Source organism: Arthrobacter sp. GW822-FHT05G07 (assembly GCF_058799755.1).
The window spans coordinates 365,987-386,544 of the sequence record NZ_JBXALT010000003.1; the positions used below are offsets into that span (position 1 = coordinate 365,987).

Sequence of the window (20,558 nt, forward strand, 5' to 3'; positions counted from 1 at the left end):
TTTGATCAAGCCAGGGAGCTTTTCTTTCCCCGGCGATCTCCGCAACGACATGTAACTCTACACGACTTCCGCCGAAGAGTGAAATCGGCTGTTTGCCGCCTGCGGCTTCACGGCCCAGCCCTCAGAATCAGCGCAAAATCAGGGTTTCTGTTGTTGCTGAGGACCCACAAGGTGCCGTCGGGAGCGCGGGCCACGTCCCTCAGGCGCCCGTATTCTCCTGTGAAATAGGCCACAGGGGTGCCGGCGGTCTCACCGCTGAGTGGAACTGCCCACAGCCTTTGGCCGCGAAGCGCCCCCGTGTAGGCAATACCGTCCACGATTTCGAGCCCGCTTGGTGAGGCGTCGGACGTTGAAGGCCAGACCACCTTGGCATCGATCAGGCCGCTGCGGCCGGGTGCACCGGTCACTGTAGGCCAACCGTAGTTGCCGCCCGGGGTAATCAGGTTGAGTTCGTCATCCACGTCCGGGCCGAACTCACTGGCCCAGAGGCGTCCGTCACTGTCCCAGGCCAAGCCCTGAACGTTCCGGTGCCCGTAGCTGTAGACCGGGTTGTCGCCGAAGGGATTTCCCGGCGCCGGGCGCCCCTCGGGCGTGAGCCGCAGGATCTTGCCGCCCAAGGCGTTGGTGTCCTGCGGTTGTTCCCGCCGCTGCGAGTCACCCGTGCCGACGTAGAGGAACCCATCGGGGCCAAAGCGGATCCGGCCACCATTGTGGGTTGAGGCCTTGGACATTCCGGAGAAAATCACCTCAGTCTCGCCCAGGGCCAACTGACCACCTGGTTCCCCGGTCAGCTTGATCCGAGCGATGCGGTTGTCGCTTGGCGAAGTGAAGTAGGCGTACAGCCAACGGTCCGTTGCGAAGTCAGGTGAGAGAGCCAAGCCCAACAGCCCGCCCTCCCCGCCGGGGTCGACGCCGGGTACCTCGCCAACGGTGGTGGCCTGGCCGTCTCGGATGCTCTTAACTTGAGCGGAGTCGCGCTCGGACACCACAGCTGTACCGTCCGGCAGGAAGACCACCGACCATGGCAGCTGCAGTCCGACGTCGAGCTTCTGAACCACCTCGGGGAGCTGTGGCGATGCGCCCGTCGCCTGGCTGGTGCCTGGGGGCGTAGTTGCAGAAGAGGCTGCCCCGCCCTGTGTAGGCGAACTGCCGGAGGTGTTTGATGGGTTGGGTGTTGCCGCGGTGCCCGGCGACGACGGACTGCCTGTGCATCCCGTCAGCGCCAGGATCACTGCAAGCGCAGAGGCAGGCACCAGACGCTCGCGTCGGTCCGAAGAGTGCCTGCCCATGTTCTTGCCTGCCTGGGTTCAGTGCCTGCTGCGCCGGGGTGGGCGGAAACCGGCAGCTTCGGCGTGCGCGGAGGATTCGAACCATACGTCGGCAGCAGCGTCGTCATACCCGGCCGTGCCTTCGTCGTGGTAGGTCATGTCTGATGCGCTGGCCTTGACGGGATACGCATCCCCGGGTGCGCTGGACGAGCCCGTGCCGTAGGGGTGTTCCACGGCCAGGTGGCCGGAGCTCCCCGAATCTTCGGCTGCGGCGGACTCGGCGCCAGGCAGGGTTGGGGAGTGCGCGTCCGTGTACTCGTGGTGGTGGACCGGGCTTCCGCTCTCATCTGTCCAGGAAGATTCCCACTCGGCCTTGTCTGCTGCTTCGTCGGTGCCTGTTGGTACTGCTGCGTCAGTCGCCCCGATTGTCGTTGCTCCGGAAGCGACCGCAGGAGAACCCGCGTCCCAGTCGTCAACGTCGCCGGCGTCGGCCGAATGGACCTTCGCGTCCGTGTCCACCACCGGTTCGTTGACCACTGGTTCTTCAACCACGGGTTCGGCCACTGCGGGAGTTGCGATGACCGGTTCCGCTACGGTCAAGCCCGGTGTTGCGGCGGGCTGAATGTCGGAGGCGATCACTGCCGGTGAATCGTCGACGGCGGTACGCGGCGCGGCGTGCAGCTCATCTGGGGCGGGGGAGGCCCCCTGCGTTTCGTTTGAAGGGGAGGGTTCTGAGGGGCCGGGTTCTGTTGGGCCGGGTTCGTCGACGGTAGGGCCGCTGCCCTCGGCGGCAGCCTTTCCGAGATTGGTCACCCCCGCCAAACCTGCCACGCCTGCTGCGGCTACGCCGGCGTCCGGCAGGGACGCTGTATTGCTCGGCGCCGTCGCTGCAGGGGGAGCAGCCCCGGATGTCCCTGCAGCGCGATCATCAGCGGGCGCTTGGCTTGAGGAAGTACTCCCTGTCTTGTTGCGGTTCATGAGCCACCAAATAATGGCTACGACCAAAACAATGACAATGACCCAAATTAACCAGTCCATGGTTGAGGCCCTTCTGCTCACTGGGGTGAAGCTCGTGGTCATCCCGACGTTACGTGGCTGCTAATGGGCTGTCCAGCGTTTGACCTGCTGATTCACCCGAAAATGATCAGTTTACTTACTGCCTTGAGGTTGAAAATAGATCATGAACGGGTAATTCCCCGGGGTCGCTTAGTCTGGCTCCATGGATTTCAAAAGGCTGCAGATTCTGCGCGAATTGGCAGACCGACAAAGTGTTGGCGCTACTGCCGAGGCCATGAACGTCACAGCCTCGGCAGTCTCGCAGCAGCTGAAAACGCTGCAGGCTGAGATCGGCGTTGTGCTGGTGGAGAAGGTGGGCCGGGGCGTTCAGTTGACTGAAGCAGGACTGGCCATGGCGGCAGCGGCGTCGGACATCGCCACGGCCATGGCCAAGGCGGAGTCCACCATTGACAGTTACCGCAAGGGTTGGCAGACGCGCGTTTCCGCAGCTTTCTTTCCCAGCGCAGCGGAAATGCTGCTTCCAGGAGTGCTGCATCGGGTTTCCGCGGTGGCCGGACTGACTTTCGACGCCCATTTCGAAGATCCGGGAACCGCCCACTTCGCTCCCTTGGTGGCGGACTACGACATCGTGCTGGCACACAGCGTGGATGGGCCGGAAGTTTTCGCCAGGAGGGGCCTGGCGGTAGTGCCGCTTTTGGAGGAAGCGCTGGATGTCGCGATGCCTGCCGGTCATCCCTTGGCAGCCAAGGTCCGGTTAAGCCCCCAGGACGTTGTTGATTACCCGTGGATCGGCGTCCCGGAGGGATTCCCTTTCGATACCGTGCTTCGCCAGATCGAACTCCATGCAGGCAGGCCCGCTCTGAGGGGACAGCGATATCCGGATCTCAGGGTGCTTGAGGCTTTGGTGGGCGCCGGGCACGGCATTTGCCTTCTTCCCCGCTACACGGCCCGGGCAAGCGCGCGTCGGGGGCTGGTCCTTCGCCCGCTCACGGACGTGAAGGCGAGCAGAAGCATTGTGGCCCTGTCCCGGCAGGAGGTTGCCGCACGGGCAACCATTGGCATCGTTTTGGACATGCTCAAAAGTGAGGCTGCAGCCATTGCCAGGGAACTCAACGAGTCACATCCCGGCACTTAGACCCGGACGATCTGAGTCCCTGGCCTTGGTTAGCGGGCAGGACGCCCGCAATATTCGAAGGTTTGGGCTTAACCCGGTGTGCAACAGCGTCGGCAGTCGCCCGGTAGACATAGACTTTGGACCATGAGTGACACCACCCAGATTGCGACAGACAGCACGCCGGACATTAAACCCCGCAGCCGGGTGGTGACAGACGGCATTCACGCGGCGCCTGCCCGCGGCATGTTCCGTGCGGTGGGCATGGGCGACGACGACTTTGCCAAACCCCAAATCGGTGTTGCCAGCTCGTGGAATGAAATTACCCCTTGCAATCTTTCCCTGAATCGCCTCGCACAAGGCGCCAAGGAAGGCGTCCATGCCGGCGGCGGCTTCCCGATGCAGTTCGGCACGATCTCCGTTTCGGATGGTATTTCCATGGGCCACGAGGGCATGCACTTCTCCCTGGTCTCCCGCGAAGTCATCGCCGACTCTGTGGAAACAGTGATGCAGGCCGAGCGCATTGACGGCTCGGTGCTCCTGGCCGGCTGTGACAAGTCCCTTCCGGGCATGCTCATGGCTGCTGCCCGCTTGGACCTCGCATCCGTCTTCCTCTACGCCGGCTCCATCATGCCGGGCTGGGTCAAGCTGGAGGACGGCTCGGAGAAGGAAGTCACCCTCATTGATGCCTTCGAGGCCGTGGGTGCCTGCGCCGCCGGCAAAATGAGCATGGAAGACCTCACAAGGATCGAAAAGGCCATCTGTCCCGGCGAAGGCGCCTGCGGCGGTATGTACACGGCCAACACCATGGCGTGCATCGGCGAGGCCTTGGGCATGTCCCTCCCGGGTTCAGCCGCCCCGCCGTCGGCAGACCGCCGTCGTGATGATTTCGCACGCAAGTCCGGCGAAGCCGTAGTAAACCTGCTGCGCCTGGGCATCACGGCCCGCGACATCATGACCAAAAAGGCGTTCGAGAATGCCATTGCCGTCACCATGGCCTTCGGCGGTTCCACCAACGCCGTGCTGCACTTGCTCGCGATCGCCCGGGAAGCCGAAGTAGAGCTGACGCTGGACGACTTCAATCGCATCGGCGACAAAATTCCGCACCTTGGGGACCTCAAGCCCTTCGGCCGTTATGTGATGACCGACGTTGACAAGATCGGCGGCGTGCCGGTCATCATGAAGGCACTGCTCGACGCCGGACTACTGCACGGCGACTGCCTCACCGTTACCGGCAAGACGCTCGCGGAAAACCTCGCCTCGATCAACCCGCCGGACCTTGACGGCAAAATCCTCCGTGCGCTGGACAACCCGATCCACAAGACCGGTGGCATCACCATCCTCCACGGCTCTATGGCTCCGGAAGGAGCGGTAGTGAAGAGTGCCGGTTTTGATGCTGACGTCTTTGAAGGAACTGCACGCGTTTTCGAACGCGAGCAGGGCGCCCTCAGCGCGTTGGACAACGGCGAAATCAACAAGGGAGACGTAGTGGTCATCCGCTATGAAGGCCCCAAGGGCGGTCCCGGCATGCGGGAAATGTTGGCCATCACCGGCGCCATCAAGGGAGCGGGACTCGGCAAGGATGTCCTCCTTCTCACGGATGGCCGGTTCTCGGGTGGCACAACGGGTCTGTGCATCGGCCACGTTGCGCCTGAAGCCGTGGATGGTGGCCCCATCGCGTTCGTGAAGGACGGTGACCGCATCCGTGTAGACATCGCCGCTCGCTCCTTCGACCTCCTGGTGGACGAAGCCGAGCTCGAAGCCCGCAAAGAGGGCTGGAAGCCACTGCCCGCCAAGTTCACCAAGGGTGTTCTTGCCAAGTACGCCAAGCTTGTCCACAGCGCCTCCACCGGAGCGTACTGCGGATAATTCCTGCACGGGGCTCCGGCTGTCATGAGACAGCCGGAGTCCGGCAGGCGGACATAGCTGTCCAAATAGTGAGATACGATAGTGGTCAATTGACACGTATCTCACTTAGAGGGAACACTGAACGCATGATCACATTCGTTACCGTCGGCGTCGTCGTCCTTACCAAGCGCGTGGCTTAGCCCGACTGGTAACGAACCGTCACGCGCAAACCCCTCGAAGAGCCGGAAGGCTGAGGGGTTTTTTTATTCCCCGAAGCAAGATCCATCTAATGAAGATCCACTAAGGAAGAGTCCGATGAGCAAAGGATCGCCGATCAGCCCCTCGCTGATGGCTGCAAAGTCCGCTGGAGCCCACAAAGCTCCGGAAAAGATCGACCGTACGGCCGAGGCCGTCGTGGTCGACACTGCTGCACCTCTCTCTCCTGTACTTGGGCCGAACACCGTTGTACCCCCAACGGTGATGTCCGGCTCGCAAGCAATTGTCCGGTCGCTCGAAGAACTCGGCGTGGACGATATTTTCGGTTTGCCCGGTGGCGCGATCCTGCCCACCTACGACCCCTTGATGGCCTCCAGCATGAATCACATCCTGGTCCGTCACGAACAGGGAGCCGGCCACGCCGCGCAAGGCTACGCCATGGTTACCGGACGGGTTGGCGTTTGCATCGCCACCTCGGGACCCGGTGCCACCAACCTCGTTACCGCCATCATGGACGCCCACATGGACTCCGTGCCGATGGTGGCCATCACCGGCCAGGTCTCCAGTGGAGTCATCGGCACCGATGCCTTCCAGGAAGCGGACATCGTGGGGATCACGATGCCCATCACCAAGCACTCGTTCCTGGTGACTGACCCCAACGACATCCCGCACGTCATGGCAGAGGCTTTCCACCTCGCGTCCACGGGCCGCCCGGGACCTGTCCTGGTGGATATCGCCAAGGACGCCCAGGTTGGCCAGATGACTTTCTCCTGGCCGCCGAAGGTGGACTTGCCGGGCTACCGTCCCGTGGTGCGTGGCCACAACAAGCAGGTCCGCGAAGCTGCCAAGCTGATCGCTGCTTCCAGCAAGCCGGTCCTCTACGTAGGCGGCGGTGTGGTCAAGGGCCATGCTTCTGCAGAGCTCATGGAGCTCGCGCTTGCTACCGGCGCTCCCGTGGTCACTACCTTGATGGCCCGCGGTGCCTTCCCGGATTCCCACCCACAGCATGTAGGCATGCCCGGCATGCACGGTTCCGTCTCCGCCGTCACTGCCCTCCAGCAGGCCGACCTCCTGATCACTCTCGGTGCAAGGTTTGATGACCGCGTCACCGGCGTGCTGAAGACCTTTGCCCCGTTTGCCAAGGTCATTCACGCTGACATCGACCCCGCGGAAATCTCCAAGAACCGCACTGCCGATGTTCCGATCGTTGGCTCGGTCAAGGAAATCATTCCGGAACTTACCGAGGCCGTGAAGACTCAGTTCGAACTGAGCGGGACCCCGGACCTGGATTCGTGGTGGGCCTTCCTGGGCAACCTCCGCGACACGTACCCGCTGGGTTGGACGGAGCCCGAGGACGGTCTCACTGCCCCGCAGCGCGTGATCAAACGCATCGGCGAACTCACCGGTCCGGAAGGCATCTACGTAGCCGGAGTGGGCCAGCACCAGATGTGGGCCGCCCAGTTCATCAAGTACGAAAGGCCTCACGCCTGGCTGAACTCAGGTGGCGCAGGAACCATGGGATACTCGGTTCCGGCAGCCATGGGCGCCAAGGTCGGTGAACCGGACCGCGTGGTCTGGGCCATCGACGGTGACGGCTGCTTCCAAATGACCAATCAGGAACTGGCCACGTGTGCCATCAACAACATCCCGATCAAGGTCGCCATCATCAACAACTCCTCACTGGGCATGGTCCGCCAATGGCAGACCCTGTTCTACGAGGGCCGTTACTCCAACACGGATCTGAACACAGGCCACGACACCATCCGGATTCCGGACTTCGTGAAGCTGGCCGACGCCTACGGCTGCGCAGCACTTCGTTGTGAGCGCGACGAAGACATTGACGCCACCATCCAGAAGGCGCTCGAAATCAATGACCGCCCCGTGGTTATCGACTTCGTCGTCAGCCCCAACTCGATGGTGTGGCCGATGGTGCCTTCAGGCGTCAGCAACGACCAGATCCAGGTTGCCCGCAACATGACCCCGGAATGGGAAGAGGAGGACTAGGCATGAGCCGTCACACACTGTCCGTTCTGGTAGAAGACAAGCCCGGCGTGCTGACCCGCGTGGCCAGCCTCTTCGCCCGGCGCGCGTTCAACATCAATTCCCTGGCTGTGGGACCCACCGAGGTTCCAGGCATGTCCCGCATGACGGTGGTCGTCGACGCCGACGGCGACCTCATCGAGCAGGTCACCAAGCAGCTCAACAAGTTGGTCAACGTCATCAAGATCGTTGAGCTGACTTCAGAATCTTCCGTACAACGTGACCACATCCTGGTCAAAGTACGTGCGGATGCCGCGACACGTCTGCAGGTTACCCAGGCTGCAGACCTGTTCCGTGCCGCGGTCGTCGACGTGTCCACAGACTCGTTGGTGATTGAGGCAACCGGTACCCCCGAGAAGCTCGCTGCACTGCTCTCAGTGCTCGAGCCGTTCGGCATCCGTGAAATCGTGCAGTCCGGCACCTTGGCCGTTGGACGGGGATCCCGCTCCATGAGTGACAGGGCGCTCCGCTCCGCGTGAGCCTTGCGCCCAGTACCGCAGCACCACTATCAATATCTACGAAAAACCACTCAAGAGGAGTTACGCAAGTGACTGAAATGTTCTACGACGACGACGCAGACCTGTCGATCATCCAGGGCCGCAAGGTAGCCATCGTTGGCTACGGCTCCCAGGGCCACGCCCACGCACTCAACCTGCGCGATTCCGGCGTCGAGGTTGTTATCGCGCTGAAGGACGGCTCAAAGTCGACCTCCAAGGCAGAAGACGCAGGCTTCACTGTCAAGAACGTTGCAGACGCTGCCGAATGGGCAGACGTCATCATGATCCTGGCACCGGACCAGCACCAGCGCTCTATCTACAACGACTCCATCAAGGACAAGCTGACCGAGGGCAAGGCACTCGCCTTCGCACACGGCTTCAACATCCGCTTCGGCTACATCGAAGCTCCGGCCGGCGTTGACGTCATCCTGATCGCCCCGAAGGCTCCGGGCCACACTGTTCGCCGCGAGTTCGAAGCCGGCCGCGGTATCCCGGACATCATCGCTGTTGAGCAGGACGCATCCGGTTCCGCTTGGGACCTGGCGAAGTCCTACGCCAAGGCAATCGGCGGAACCCGCGCCGGCGTTATCAAGACCACCTTCACCGAAGAGACTGAGACCGACCTCTTCGGCGAGCAGGCTGTCCTTTGCGGCGGCGTTTCCCAGCTCGTCCAGTACGGCTTCGAAACCCTCACCGAGGCCGGCTACCAGCCGCAGATCGCCTACTTCGAGGTTCTCCACGAACTCAAGCTCATTGTTGACCTCATGTGGGAAGGCGGCATCGCCAAGCAGCGCTGGAGCGTTTCCGACACCGCAGAGTACGGCGACTACGTCTCCGGCCCGCGCGTCATCACCCCCGAGGTGAAGGAAAACATGAAGGCTGTCCTCGCGGACATCCAGAACGGTGCTTTCGCCAAGCGTTTCATCGACGATCAGGACAACGGCGGCACCGAGTTCAAGGAACTGCGTGCCAAGGCAGAGCAGCACCCGATCGAAGAGGTCGGCCGCGAACTTCGCTCCCTGTTCTCCTGGCAGCAGCAGGACGCTGACTACGTTGAAGGTTCTGCAGCCCGCTGATCCTTCAGTGCAGGCCTAGCGGCTCGCGCACCACGACGCCCGTCCGGGGAACACAGCCGGGCGGGCGTCGTCGTTTGATGCGTTGTTTCTCCACCGAATTTCACAGTTTTCTCCACCGAATAGCCCAGCCGCATGGGCTGTGAACTTCTTCACACCAGCTACCGGTCCGGCCGTAACATCCCTCCCCGGCACCGGAATCCCCGCCCGGATTCGATATTCTGGGCTGGTCCCGGCGCCGTGCCCGGGCCACGCATCCGCTCCTTGTCCAGTTCTGTCCAAAGTTGTCCAAAGTAAGGTGCCACCCCGTGTCAGCCAGCAAACCCGTCGTCCTCCTCGCCGAGGAACTTTCGCCCGCCACAGTCGAGGCACTGGGCCCGGACTTTGAAATCCGACAGACCGACGGCGCCGACCGTTCCCAGCTGCTGTCCGCCATTGCCGACGTCGACGCCATCCTGGTCCGTTCGGCTACACAGGTGGATGCCGAAGCCATCGCTGCGGCTAAAAACCTCAAGGTCATCGCCCGTGCAGGCGTGGGTCTGGACAACGTGGACATCAAGTCTGCGACGCAGGCAGGCGTCATGGTGGTCAACGCGCCGACGTCCAACATCGTCTCTGCCGCAGAGCTCACCGTGGGCCACATCCTGAGCCTCGCGCGCCACATCCCGCAGGCCAGTTCCGCGCTGAAGAACGGCGAATGGAAGCGCTCAAAGTACACCGGCATTGAACTCTTCGAGAAGAAGATCGGAATCATCGGCCTGGGCCGCATCGGCGCCTTGGTGGCAGCACGCCTGCAGGGCTTCGAGACCGAGATCCTCGCCTACGACCCCTACATCACGGCTGCCCGTGCAGCCCAGTTGGGCGTCAAGCTGGTCACCCTGGATGAACTTCTGGAAAATTCCGACTTCATCACCATCCACATGCCCAAGACGCCGGAGACGGTGGGAATGCTGGGTGCTGACGCCTTCCGCAAGATGAAGGAATCGGCATATGTCATCAATGTGGCACGTGGTGGCCTTGTGGACGAGGAAGCCCTCTACACGGCTCTGAAGGAAGGTCAGATTGCCGGCGCCGGCGTGGACGTCTTCGTCAAGGAGCCCAGCACCGACCTGCCGTTCTTCGAATTCGACAACGTAGTTGTTACACCGCACCTCGGCGCGTCCACGGATGAGGCCCAGGAAAAGGCGGGCGTGTCGGTGGCCAAGTCGGTTCGCCTTGCCCTTGCCGGCGAGCTCGTGCCCGATGCCGTGAACGTTGCCGGCGGGGTCATCGCTCCGGACGTACGTCCCGGCATCCCTCTGATCGAAAAGTTGGGCCGGATCTTCACTGCGCTCACCCACGCGTCCCTGACGCAGATCGACGTTGAAGTCGCCGGAGAAATTGCCGCCCTGGACGTCAAGGTACTCGAACTGGCCGCGCTGAAGGGCGTCTTCGCCGATGTCGTGACGGAGCAGGTCTCCTACGTCAACGCTCCCGTGATCGCCGAACAGCGCGGCATCAACACCCGGCTGATCACCACCCCGGACGCTGAGGACTACCGCAACGTCCTGACCATCCGTGGAGCGCTCAGCGATGGTTCGCAAATCTCGGTTGCCGGCACCCTCACGGGTCCCAAGCAGGTGGAGAAGCTGGTAGGCGTCAACGGGTATGACGTCGAAATTCCCATCAGCGAGCACCTGGTTGTTGTGGCCTACGCCGACCGTCCGGGCGTGATCGGCACCATTGGACACATCCTGGGCATGAACAACATCAACATCGGCGGGATGCAGGTGGCACGCCAGACCGAAGGCGGCCAGGTCCTGGCGCTCCTGACCATCGACAGCTCGGTTCCTCAGCAGGTACTGGAAGCCATCAAAGCCGGTATCGGTGCAGAGATGGTCCGTGAAGTGGACCTGGAGGACTAGCACTGATTTTCATCAGCTAAGTTCGCGTGCCGGCGACACACCCTGGCACGCAGGAGTGGCCGGTCTGCTTACAATGGCTGGGTCCGGGATTCGGACCCGGCAGCAGGCCGGCCACAACTTTTTGCACATACAGCCCGGTATTCCTCTGTGTCTTTTGAGGAAGCACGGTGCATGTGTGCGCGCCCGCAATCAAGGTCTCAGGGAGCCCAATGAACGCCGTCCAAAGGTTCATCAGAAGCCGTGTGCTGCTGCTGACCGCGGCCATTTTGATCGTCGCAATGTGCTTGTCCGTCCTCGTCCAGAGCCAGTCGCAGGCTGCTCTGAACAGGACAGTGGACGAGAACTCGCGGGGACTCTACGACATCCTGGTCCAGGCCAAACCTGACCAATCACAAGATGGCGACGGCGGCGCATTGATCCAGCCGGAAATCGCGAACGGCCAAGGCGGAATCAGCTTTGAGCAGTTGGAGAAGATCCGGACCATGGGCCAAACGGCTGTGGCCGCACCCATCAGCCTTGTCTCGCGTGTGTCGCAGAACCTTGAGGCTCCGCGCCTCAATGCCATGGACTACCTGGGCTACAATGCAGGGCTTGCTGGCGCCATGACTGCGGGGGACCCCTCCGCCATGGATTCGGGCAAATGGCCTGCCCCGGAATCCGTGCTGCCCGATTCCCCCAAGAAGTACCGTCTCACAGCCTCCGCCACGAGCTCGGATGGCGTGAACCAACAAACTCTTTTCAAAACCAGCGCTGAAGGCACTTTGGGCAAGGGCCGCCTGATCCAGGAGCAGACTGCGGGCGGCTCCAACGTCCGGATCGCGGGTCCCGAAGGCGAGACCGGCGTCAAGTTCCCTGCCCCCGCCTTGGGCTCGGAGCACAACCTCTTCAACCTCTCCGTAGCGCTTCCCCTGGCGCCAGAGGTGACAGAGTCCGTCGTCGCCGTCGACCCTGCCGCGGAGCGGGCATTGCTGGGGTCCGCAGGAGATTTCCTGGCACCGCTGGAGAAGGCCCCGCCGGCAGATGCGCGTGACGCGGGCGCCATCGGACGTCACTTCGAGAGTCTCTTCACCACCGGCCTCAGCATGGACCAGTTGGAAGAAGGGCCGGATTTCCTGGGCGTCAAGCTCAAGTACTGGGCCCCGCTGATGACCCAGTACCAGCAAGCCAAGCGCGACGGCCTGCTGACTGATGACTCACAGGCCATCCCGCTGATTGTCCGTTCCGGAACCTCCCTTGACCTGCAGTACTCGGTCAAAATCGAGGAACTTGATGCAAGCGGCAAGGTGGTCAATGAGGTGGGCACCGTAACGCGGTCCCTGGACAAGGATTACCTTCCGTTCGTGTCCAAGTCCCCGTTTGCCCTTGAATGGCCGGGATCCACTGATTACAGCAAACTGCTGGGCAGCACTGCCTCCTTCAGCCAGGGTTTGTACAACCCGGCCACCTGGAGCACTGCGTTTGCCGCCGCTCCGCAGTACCAGGACGGTGACGAAGCCGCCAACGGAGCATCGGAAAAGAGCGCCACACCGGGGGACTGGGTAACAGTCAACCGTCTGCCTGAGAAGTCGTCCTTCGGGGCTGCCGTGGACCAGACGCAGCGTAAGCCGGTTGACGAGCGTTCGTACCGTGAAGACCTGGAAACGGGCAAGAAGCCGGCCACGCCGCTGCCCATGGTGTACGGCACTTTTGACCCTGCAGATGTCCAGGCAGCGGCCGGGGATGTCAACAAGCTGCCCCTGGGTGGCTACGACCCCACTCCCATGACCCTGACAAAAGACGCTGAGGGCAAAGACGTTGAGGGCACGCAACTGAAGCCCTCGCTGAGTGCTACAGGTCTGGTCAGCCAGTCCGCCGGCGCCATCACCGATTACTACGGTCTTGCAGCCGCGCGTGGATACGACAGCAACGCGGATGTCATTGACGCCGTACGGGTCAAGGCGTCAGCTACCGGTAATTGGAAGACGGCACAGCCCGAGGTAGAGAAACTGGCCACGCAAATCCGTGAACTCGGCCTTGAGGCAACTGTTGTGGCTGGTTCCGCCCGTGAAGACGCCAATATTTTCGTCCCCGGTTACAGCAAGGACGACGCCGGCAAGGAGTCACCGCTGGGCACCGTCCAGCAGTCGTGGGTGCGCCAGGACGCGGCCGACGCCGTCACAGGATCCCTCACCGGAACCAACATCACCCTGCTGTTCCTGACACTGCTGGGTGCAACGCTCCTGACGGGTGCTTCCACCGTGAGTTACATCCGCCAACGCAGGAGCGAAGCCGGAATCCTCAGGGCCATGGGTTGGACGCAGAAACGCATCCGTTCCTGGGTCTTGGAGGAGTTTGCCGTGGGCGCCGCAGCCCTCGCGGCCGCCGGTATTATCCTCAGCCTGCTGAGTTGGAATATCGCCACGGTAATCGTCTCCGTGACCATGCTTGTCATCTATTCCGGCGCGGCACTGCTGGCTGCCCAGCAGTTGCGCCACCGAGTGGTGATTGATCAGGAACCGCAGCACGATGAGCGCCTGGTGACCGTGGACTCGCCCCTGACGTTCGCCAACAGGCAGCTCACCACCAACCGCTTCAACTCGATCTCCCTTGCCGTGGCTGTCGGCGTGTTCGGCGCAGCGGTGGGCGCCCTGATCGCACTCCTGATCGACATCCCCCGAGCAGCCGGCGCCAGTGCTTTGAGTGGTCTGGCCGCTGCCAGCATCGCCTTGCCGAGCGTCATCCTCGCGGTCTTCGGTGTGGTTGTTGGCCTCCTCTTGACCTTGGTCACCGGCCGCTTCGAGCTCCACGCCAAGCGGGAGTACCTCGGTACATTGCGTGCCATGGGCTGGAACCCGGACATGCTTGGCCAGGTCCGCTTCTTTGAGAACGCACTTGTGGGCACCGTGGCACTTCCCCTGGGTGTCCTTGGTGCCCTGGGGCTGGGATTGCTCCTGGCTCCCTACGCGGCTCTTTGGGCCGGGCTGGCCGGACTGTTGGCCGTAATTTGCTGGATTCCGATTGCAACGAAAGTAGTCAAATGACTGACAACCTCAACCCCGAGAAGACGGCCACCCCGGAACCCGCGGACGAGTCGCTGCAGACCCGTGCCAACACCATCGTGAGGGCCACGGACCACGCAACTCCGTTGGAACTGAGCCGGGTCACCATCCACTACGGTGGCGATAAAGGCGGAGCCGAGGAAGTCGACGTCGTGGACGACTTCAACCTCACCCTGCACGCAGGTGAGATGCACTGCATCGCCGGGCGAAGCGGCTCCGGTAAGACCAGTATCCTGACGGTCAGCGCGGGACTTACGCTCCCGACGTCGGGCAAGGTCTTCTGGGAGGGCCAGGCGCTGGACACCATGGGCGACGACGAGATCGCGGACCGCCGGCGGGCACTCATTGGATACGTGGACCAGGGCGGCGCCTTGATCGACGGTATGAGTGCCCTTGAGAACGTCCTGCTTCCCGCAGTACCCGACGGCGAAGTTGAACAGCGCACCGAAATGGCCAAGGACCTCCTGGACCTGGTGGGGCTCGGACGCCGCATGCGTCACCGTCCCGCTCAGCTCTCCGGCGGTGAACGCCAGCGAGTCGCAATTGCCCGTGCACTGATCCTGGGAACCCGCGTACTGGTGGTGGACGAGCCTACCGCCAGCCTTGACCGTGCTGCGGCGAACCGCATCATCGGCATCCTTAAGGACACCACCAGCGATGGCATTGCCGTCCTGGTTGCCTCCCACGACCATGAGCTGGTGCGGCTCAGCGATACGCTGACCGAACTTAACTGAGCTATTTCATCCCAAAAAAAGGTAACTTCTTAGAGTGACGTCTCCAGAGAAATCCCCGTTCTACATCACCACCGCAATCAGCTACCCCAATGGCGTGCCGCACATCGGCCACGCCTACGAGGTCATCGCGACTGATGCCATGGCGCGCTTCAAGCGCCTTGACGGCCATGAGGTGTTCTTCATGACCGGAACGGATGAGCACGGACTCAAAATGCAGCAGTCAGCCGAGAAAGAAGGCCTCACTGCCAAGCAGCTCGCTGACCGCAATTCGGCCGCCTTCAAGCAGATGAGCCAGGACTTGGGCATCTCCCATGACCGCTTCATCCGCACCACGGATCAGGACCATTACGCCGCTTCCCAAGCCATCTGGAAGAAGATGGAAGCCAACGGCGATATCTACCTGTCCAAGTACGAGGGCTGGTACTCCGTCCGCGACGAGGCCTACTACGTCGAAGACGACACCGTGGTGAAGGATGACGGGCTCCGCTACTCCAAGGAGACGGACACCCTGGTCACCTGGACGGCCGAGGAAAGCTACTTCTTCCGGCTCTCGAACTACCAGGACAAACTGCTTGCCCTGTACGAGGAACAGCCTGAGTTCGGCGCGCCGCAATCCCGCTTCAACGAGGTCATCAGCTTCGTCAGGCGCGGCTTGGAGGACCTGTCCATCAGCCGCACCACCTTCGACTGGGGCGTCCCGGTTCCGGGCGACGAGAAGCACGTCATGTACGTCTGGGTTGACGCACTCACCAACTACCTGACCGGCGTCGGCTACCCGGACATCGAGTCGGAATCCTTCAAGAAGTTCTGGCCCGCCGACGTCCACGTTATCGGCAAGGACATCTCCCGCTTCCACGCTATCTACTGGCCCGCTTTCCTCATGAGCGCCGGGCTGGAACTGCCCAAACGGGTCATGATTCATGGCTTCCTCACCAACAACGGTGTGAAGATGTCCAAATCCCTGGGCAACGTTGTGGCACCGCAGGACTTCGTCGCCCAGTACGGCCTGGACCAGTGCCGCTACTTCTTCCTCCGCGAAGTTCCTTTCGGGGCGGATGGCAACTACAACCACGAGGCCATCGTGGGGCGTATGAATTCGGATCTGGCCAACAACTTCGGCAACCTCGCCCAGCGTTCGCTGTCCATGGTTGCGAAGAACTGCGAGGGCAGGGTTCCCGAACCCGGAGAGTTCACGGCAGAGGACAAAGCCTTGCTGGCACAGGCCGGTGAGCTGCTGGACACCGCACGTGCCGCGTTCGACAAGCAGGAATTCAGCAGGGCACTCGAGGCCATCTGGACTGTTTTGGGCGACACCAATGCCTACTTCGCAGAGCAGGCTCCGTGGGTGCTGCGCAAGACCGATCTGGAACGTATGAACACGGTCCTGTACGTCACCTTGGAAGTTGTCCGCATCGTGGCGATCCTCGCTCAGCCGGTCATGCCGTCGTCGTCCGCGAAGCTCCTGGAAGTTCTCGGACAGCCGGAAGGCGAGTCGCGTCAATTCGCGGCTGTCGCCACACCGATTGTTGCCGGCACCGAATTGCCCGCGCCTGCGCCGGTCTTCCCGCGCTACGAGGAACCCGCCGAGGCTTAGTCCCTCTCTCACATAACAGCCCTCATTGAGAATCGCTCTCTCACTTCCCGTCGGTTTGACCGCAGGAAGTGAGAGAGCGATTCTCGTTTGGCGTGATGATGTGAGAGAGCGACTTAGGCGGTTGCCAGACCCTCAACGGGCGACAATCGTGCCGCGCGCCGGGCAGGAACCACGGAAGCCAGGAGCCCGGCAACCACGGCGACCCCAAAAACGGCCGCCAGTTGCACCCACGGCACCGCCGGAACAACAGTGGCTACCCCTCCCAGGGTTGCCTGTGCGCCGAGCCAGCCGTAAACGATGCCCAGGCCTGCGCCCATGATTGCGGCCACACCAGCGACGAGCACGGCCTCGATGGCCAGCATCCCGCGGAGTTGACCCCTGGTCAGTCCCAAGGCACGGAGCAAGGAGTTCTCTCGTGTTCGCTCCAGGACAGAAAGTGACAACGTGTTGGCTACGCCGATCAGCGCGATGACCACCGCGACCCCTAAGAGGCCTGTGACTACCAGCAACAGGACATCGATAATGCTGTTGAAAGTCACCCGCTCAATGGCCGCACCGCTGACTGTGCGCTCATGAACACCCAGCGTCGATGCGATTTCCTTCTGGATGGCCTGAACCCGGTCCCCGGATACCGAATCGTCCAGTTTCACCCACACCATGCCGGGCGTTTCCGGCAGCGCAGCCGAGGAGAGACTGGAAGTCTCCACGAAGGCGGGTACGTGGCGGGTGCGCAGAACCTTGGCGTCGAGCGTAACGCTGCCTGCCGCCGTCGAGATCTCGGCTGGTCCCTCCGGAGAGTCTTCAGGCAGGTATACGGTGCCCGGCGTCGGCTTGAGATTGTTGTCGCGCAGTACTGATGCGGCATCAGCGGCGGAGAGCCCGTAGATGGTAGTGCCGGCGTCGGGCGTGGCTCCGTCAGTCAGTGTTCCCACCGGCTGCAGCAGCACTGCAGTGCTGACGCCGTCGAGCGCTTTGATCCGGGCAACAGCCTGCGCGGGGTCGCTGGCGTCCACTGTTGTCTGGACGGACAGGTCCACCGGATAATTTTCCGCCAAGGTGTCGTTGAATGCATGCCTGGACGTAGCCGCTCCGGTCATCATGAGGGAGACCAGCGTGACACCGATCAGCAGCGCAGCGGCCGTAGCGGAGGTGCGGGCAGGGTTTCGCGTCGCGTTGACGGCGGCAAGCTTGCCGGGCACACCGGCCGGTGCGGCCAGACAGCCGGCCAAGGCCACCACGGAGGGGATGAACAGGGTGGAGCAAAGAAGGATGCCCACAAACGAGGCAGCACCACCGAGCAGTGCCACCAGCAAGGAGACAGTCATGCTGCCGTACACCAGCAAGGCTGCTCCGCCCAGCATGGCCACCAGGCCCAGGATCAGGCGTACCTTACCGCGTCGGTTACCCACGGAGGCGTCGTCTGCCGGGCGGAGGGCGGCAAGGGGAGCGACGGCGGTTGCCGCCTTCGCGGGTACCAGTGCAGCCACCACGGTCAGGAGCGTTCCGGCTACCAGGCCGGCGATGATGGCCGACGGCGGTACAGCCAACGTCGCGAACGCTTGCTCGGGCTGGGACTTCGCCCAGGCAATCAAGCCCGTCATCAGGCCGGTGGCAGCAAGGACACCCAGGACTGAAGAAATGAAGCCGACCACCAGGGCCTCCACCATGACTGAGCCGCGGATCTGTGCCCGGCCGGCCCCCAAGCAGCGGAGCAAAGCCAACTCCCTGGTCCGTTGAGCCACCAGAACGGAGAACGTATTGGCCACCACCAAAGTGGAAACGAGGATGGCCACTCCTGCGAAGGCGAGCAGCACCACGGTCAGCTGGTCCTGGCCTGCACTGAGCATGGCCACGGTGGAGGTGACCTTCTCCTGCGCCGTTTCCAGCACGGGCTCGACCGCACCTGCTGCTTCCATTCGGTGCGCGATGTAGTCCTTTGCTGCGGTGGCGTCTTCCCCGGGCTTGAGTACGAACTGCAGCCCCGAATACCCGGCGCCCGCGTCCTGGACAGCGTTCAGTACAGACTCAGAACCAACCAGCTGGGCAGCCGATGCCGAGAAAGGATCGTTGGTAGCTTTCGTCAAGCCAGAAATGGTCACCTTCGCCGTCTTGACGGGTCCCGCGCCCCGCAGCTCCAAGGTGCTGCCGACAGTGAGGCCCAGATGCTCGGCAGCCTTGACGTCAACCGTGGCTTCCAAGGCGCTCGATGGCATGGACCCCGAGGACAGCACTGCACTCTCCAGGGAAGCCGGCGCCGCACTGCGCAGGCGTCCGTACTGCTCACCGCCACCAGCCTCGAACGTCACGTAGGTGGAACGCTCCGCATAGCTGTCCTGCACGGCGGGGGAGGAAACCGCCGAGTCCACCGCAGCCTGGCTGAACGGCTCCCCGTTCTTGGACGTAGCCACAACATCCGCGTTCCGGTACGCCTCACCGATGCTCGCGCCCAGCGACGCATTGGTGCTCGCACCCACCATGAGGGTGGCCGAGAGGAACATGACGGACAACATCACGGCAAGCCCGATGGCCACGAACCGCCGGAAATGTGTGGTCAATTGGGAAAGGGCAACACGCAACATGCTTTAAGCCCCCAGCTTGCCAAGTGCAACGAGCACAGAGTCTGCTGTGGGATCGTGAATCTCGCCCACCAGTCCTCCGTCGCTCATCAGCACCACCCGGTCCGCGTAGCTGGCTGCCACGGGATCGTGCGTGACCATGATGATGGTCTGCCCCATCTCCTGGCTGCTCCGGCGCAGCAACGCCAGGACTTCTCCGCCCGCCCTTGAGTCCAGGTTGCCGGTAGGTTCGTCGCCGAACACGACGTCGGGACGCGTCAGCAACGCCCGGGCAACCGCCACACGCTGCTGCTGGCCGCCCGAGAGCTCATGTGGCCGGTGCTTCAAACGGTCCTTGAGCCCAAGGGTGCTGACAACGGTGTCCAGCCATCCGGCGTCGGCAGTGGTTCCTGCCAAGGCGAGGGGGAGCGTGATGTTCTGTTCGGCAGTCAAGGTGGGCACAAGATTGAACGCCTGGAAAACAAAGCCGATCCTCTCGCGGCGGAGCGCCGTGAGCTGGCGGTCGTTCAGCCCCGTCAGTTCCGTGCCGCCCAGCACAATCCGCCCGGAATCAGCCGTATCCAAGCCGGCGAGGCAATGCATCAAAGTGGACTTGCCGGAACCGGACGGTCCCATGATGGCAGTGAACTTCCCGGCGTCGAAGCTCAAGGACACTTTGTTCAGGGCAGTGACGGTGGTGTCGGCGCGGCCGTAGCTCTTGGTCAGCTCATGAGCCTCCACGGCGGGACGGGCCTGGGCGCCTGCCGAGCCTGCGGGGCGATCGGTTCCTGACGGGTGGGGGAGAGACGTGAAAGTTGTCATGGTTCCACGCTATGTTTCAGGGCTGCCCTGCTGGATCGGGCCGCGGGCCCATTGTTCCGGGTGCCTGCTCATACCGTGGTCTGAGACTGGCGGTCGGCCGGTATGAGCCAGCCGGATGTTCCATCTAGGTGCCAGGGGCTACGACACCGGTTTCATACGCGATGACCACCACTTGAACGCGGTCCCGTGCGCCTAGCTTCGCCAGGATATGCCCTACATGGGTCTTGACCGTGGCCTCGGAAAGGAACAGCCCCGCCGCGATCTCCGGGTTCGACTGTCCCTGCGCAATCAGCTGGAACACCTCGCGCTCGCGGGCGGTAAGGCGCTCGACGGCGGCAGCATGCTCAGTTTGCTCCGGCGTCTGCGTCCTCAGGAGTGGCGCCACGTGGTCAAGCAGGCGTCTGGTGGTAGACGGGGCAATCACGGCGTCCCCGCGGAAAACGGTACGGATGGCCTCGAGAAGTTCCTCCGGAGGTGCATCCTTCAGGAGGAATCCACTGGCGCCTGCCTGGATGGCGGCAAGGGCGTACTCGTCCAGGTCAAAGGTGGTGAGGACCACGATCTTGATCTCAGCCCGCTGCGAACCCGTCGGCTGTGCCGCTGCCTGCTCCAGGATGCGACGGGTTGCTTCAATACCGTCCATCCCCGGCATCCGGACGTCCATCAGGACCACATCGGCCGTTGTGGCACTGAGCGCTTGGACGGCCTCAATACCGTTGCCTGCTTCGGCCACAACTTCGAGGTCGGGCTGGGAATTGATCAGCATGCCAAATCCCGAGCGAACCAATTGCTGGTCATCGACGAGTGCCACCCGGATAGGTGAAGGAACTACAGGCATGGC

The 20,558-nt window shown here is 62.6% G+C and carries 14 protein-coding genes; 9 read left to right on the forward strand and 5 right to left on the reverse strand.

Features of this window, described 5'->3' with window-relative positions; translation table 11 throughout:
• Window positions 1–107: 107 nt before the first annotated feature.
• Both AC1RJY_RS06850 and AC1RJY_RS06855 read right to left on the reverse strand, forming a co-directional pair.
• Window positions 108–1,289 carry a PQQ-dependent sugar dehydrogenase gene (locus tag AC1RJY_RS06850; RefSeq protein WP_498601920.1) on the reverse strand — a complete coding sequence of 394 codons (1,182 nt, stop codon included), beginning with the start codon at window positions 1,287–1,289 and terminating at the stop codon, window positions 108–110.
• 18 nt (window positions 1,290–1,307) lie between these two features.
• The gene (locus AC1RJY_RS06855) at window positions 1,308–2,306 is read right to left on the reverse strand and encodes a sunset domain-containing protein (protein ID WP_498601921.1); all 999 of its coding nucleotides are present in this window, start codon (window positions 2,304–2,306) and stop codon (window positions 1,308–1,310) included.
• A gap of 181 nt (window positions 2,307–2,487) precedes the next feature.
• Here AC1RJY_RS06855 and AC1RJY_RS06860 point away from each other — a divergent pair, with 181 nt between their 5' ends.
• The 9 genes from AC1RJY_RS06860 (at window position 2,488) to metG (ending at window position 16,340) form a co-directional block, all read left to right on the forward strand.
• Window positions 2,488–3,420 carry a LysR family transcriptional regulator gene (locus AC1RJY_RS06860; protein ID WP_498601923.1) on the forward strand — a complete coding sequence of 311 codons (933 nt, stop codon included), beginning with the start codon at window positions 2,488–2,490 and terminating at the stop codon, window positions 3,418–3,420.
• A 123-nt stretch (window positions 3,421–3,543) separates the two neighbouring features.
• Complete coding sequence (gene ilvD / locus AC1RJY_RS06865) at window positions 3,544–5,265, forward strand: dihydroxy-acid dehydratase (RefSeq protein WP_011775176.1); 1,722 nt, start codon at window positions 3,544–3,546, stop codon at window positions 5,263–5,265.
• A 294-nt stretch (window positions 5,266–5,559) separates the two neighbouring features.
• The gene (locus AC1RJY_RS06870; RefSeq protein ID WP_498601924.1) at window positions 5,560–7,464 is read left to right on the forward strand and encodes an acetolactate synthase large subunit; all 1,905 of its coding nucleotides are present in this window, start codon (window positions 5,560–5,562) and stop codon (window positions 7,462–7,464) included.
• A 2-nt stretch (window positions 7,465–7,466) separates the two neighbouring features.
• Window positions 7,467–7,979 (forward strand): acetolactate synthase small subunit, encoded by a 513-nt coding sequence (gene ilvN, locus AC1RJY_RS06875; protein WP_011775174.1) that lies wholly within the window; start codon window positions 7,467–7,469, stop codon window positions 7,977–7,979.
• A 68-nt stretch (window positions 7,980–8,047) separates the two neighbouring features.
• The gene (gene ilvC, locus AC1RJY_RS06880) at window positions 8,048–9,073 is read left to right on the forward strand and encodes a ketol-acid reductoisomerase (protein WP_014922112.1); all 1,026 of its coding nucleotides are present in this window, start codon (window positions 8,048–8,050) and stop codon (window positions 9,071–9,073) included.
• A gap of 305 nt (window positions 9,074–9,378) precedes the next feature.
• Window positions 9,379–10,974, forward strand: coding sequence for a phosphoglycerate dehydrogenase (gene serA, locus AC1RJY_RS06885; RefSeq protein ID WP_014922111.1), 1,596 nt, complete (start codon window positions 9,379–9,381; stop codon window positions 10,972–10,974).
• A gap of 209 nt (window positions 10,975–11,183) precedes the next feature.
• Window positions 11,184–13,994, forward strand: a complete 2,811-nt coding sequence (locus tag AC1RJY_RS06890; RefSeq protein WP_014922110.1) for an FtsX-like permease family protein — start codon at window positions 11,184–11,186, stop codon at window positions 13,992–13,994.
• Window positions 13,991–14,746: an ABC transporter ATP-binding protein gene (locus AC1RJY_RS06895; protein ID WP_011775170.1), complete on the forward strand. Its 756-nt coding sequence runs from the start codon at window positions 13,991–13,993 to the stop codon at window positions 14,744–14,746. The genes AC1RJY_RS06890 and AC1RJY_RS06895 overlap by 4 nt, the downstream gene beginning before the upstream one ends.
• A 34-nt stretch (window positions 14,747–14,780) precedes the next feature.
• Window positions 14,781–16,340, forward strand: coding sequence for a methionine--tRNA ligase (gene metG / locus AC1RJY_RS06900; RefSeq protein WP_011775169.1), 1,560 nt, complete (start codon window positions 14,781–14,783; stop codon window positions 16,338–16,340).
• A 113-nt stretch (window positions 16,341–16,453) separates the two neighbouring features.
• On the opposite strand, the gene AC1RJY_RS06905 is transcribed toward metG, so the two are convergent.
• The 3 genes from AC1RJY_RS06905 to AC1RJY_RS06915 all read right to left on the reverse strand — a co-directional run bounded on the left by AC1RJY_RS06905 (window position 16,454) and on the right by AC1RJY_RS06915 (window position 20,555).
• Window positions 16,454–18,919 (reverse strand): ABC transporter permease, encoded by a 2,466-nt coding sequence (locus tag AC1RJY_RS06905; RefSeq protein WP_498601927.1) that lies wholly within the window; start codon window positions 18,917–18,919, stop codon window positions 16,454–16,456.
• 3 nt (window positions 18,920–18,922) lie between these two features.
• The gene (locus AC1RJY_RS06910; RefSeq protein WP_011775167.1) at window positions 18,923–19,717 is read right to left on the reverse strand and encodes an ABC transporter ATP-binding protein; all 795 of its coding nucleotides are present in this window, start codon (window positions 19,715–19,717) and stop codon (window positions 18,923–18,925) included.
• A gap of 124 nt (window positions 19,718–19,841) precedes the next feature.
• Window positions 19,842–20,555 carry a response regulator gene (locus AC1RJY_RS06915; protein WP_011775166.1) on the reverse strand — a complete coding sequence of 238 codons (714 nt, stop codon included), beginning with the start codon at window positions 20,553–20,555 and terminating at the stop codon, window positions 19,842–19,844.
• Window positions 20,556–20,558 lie beyond the last annotated feature (3 nt).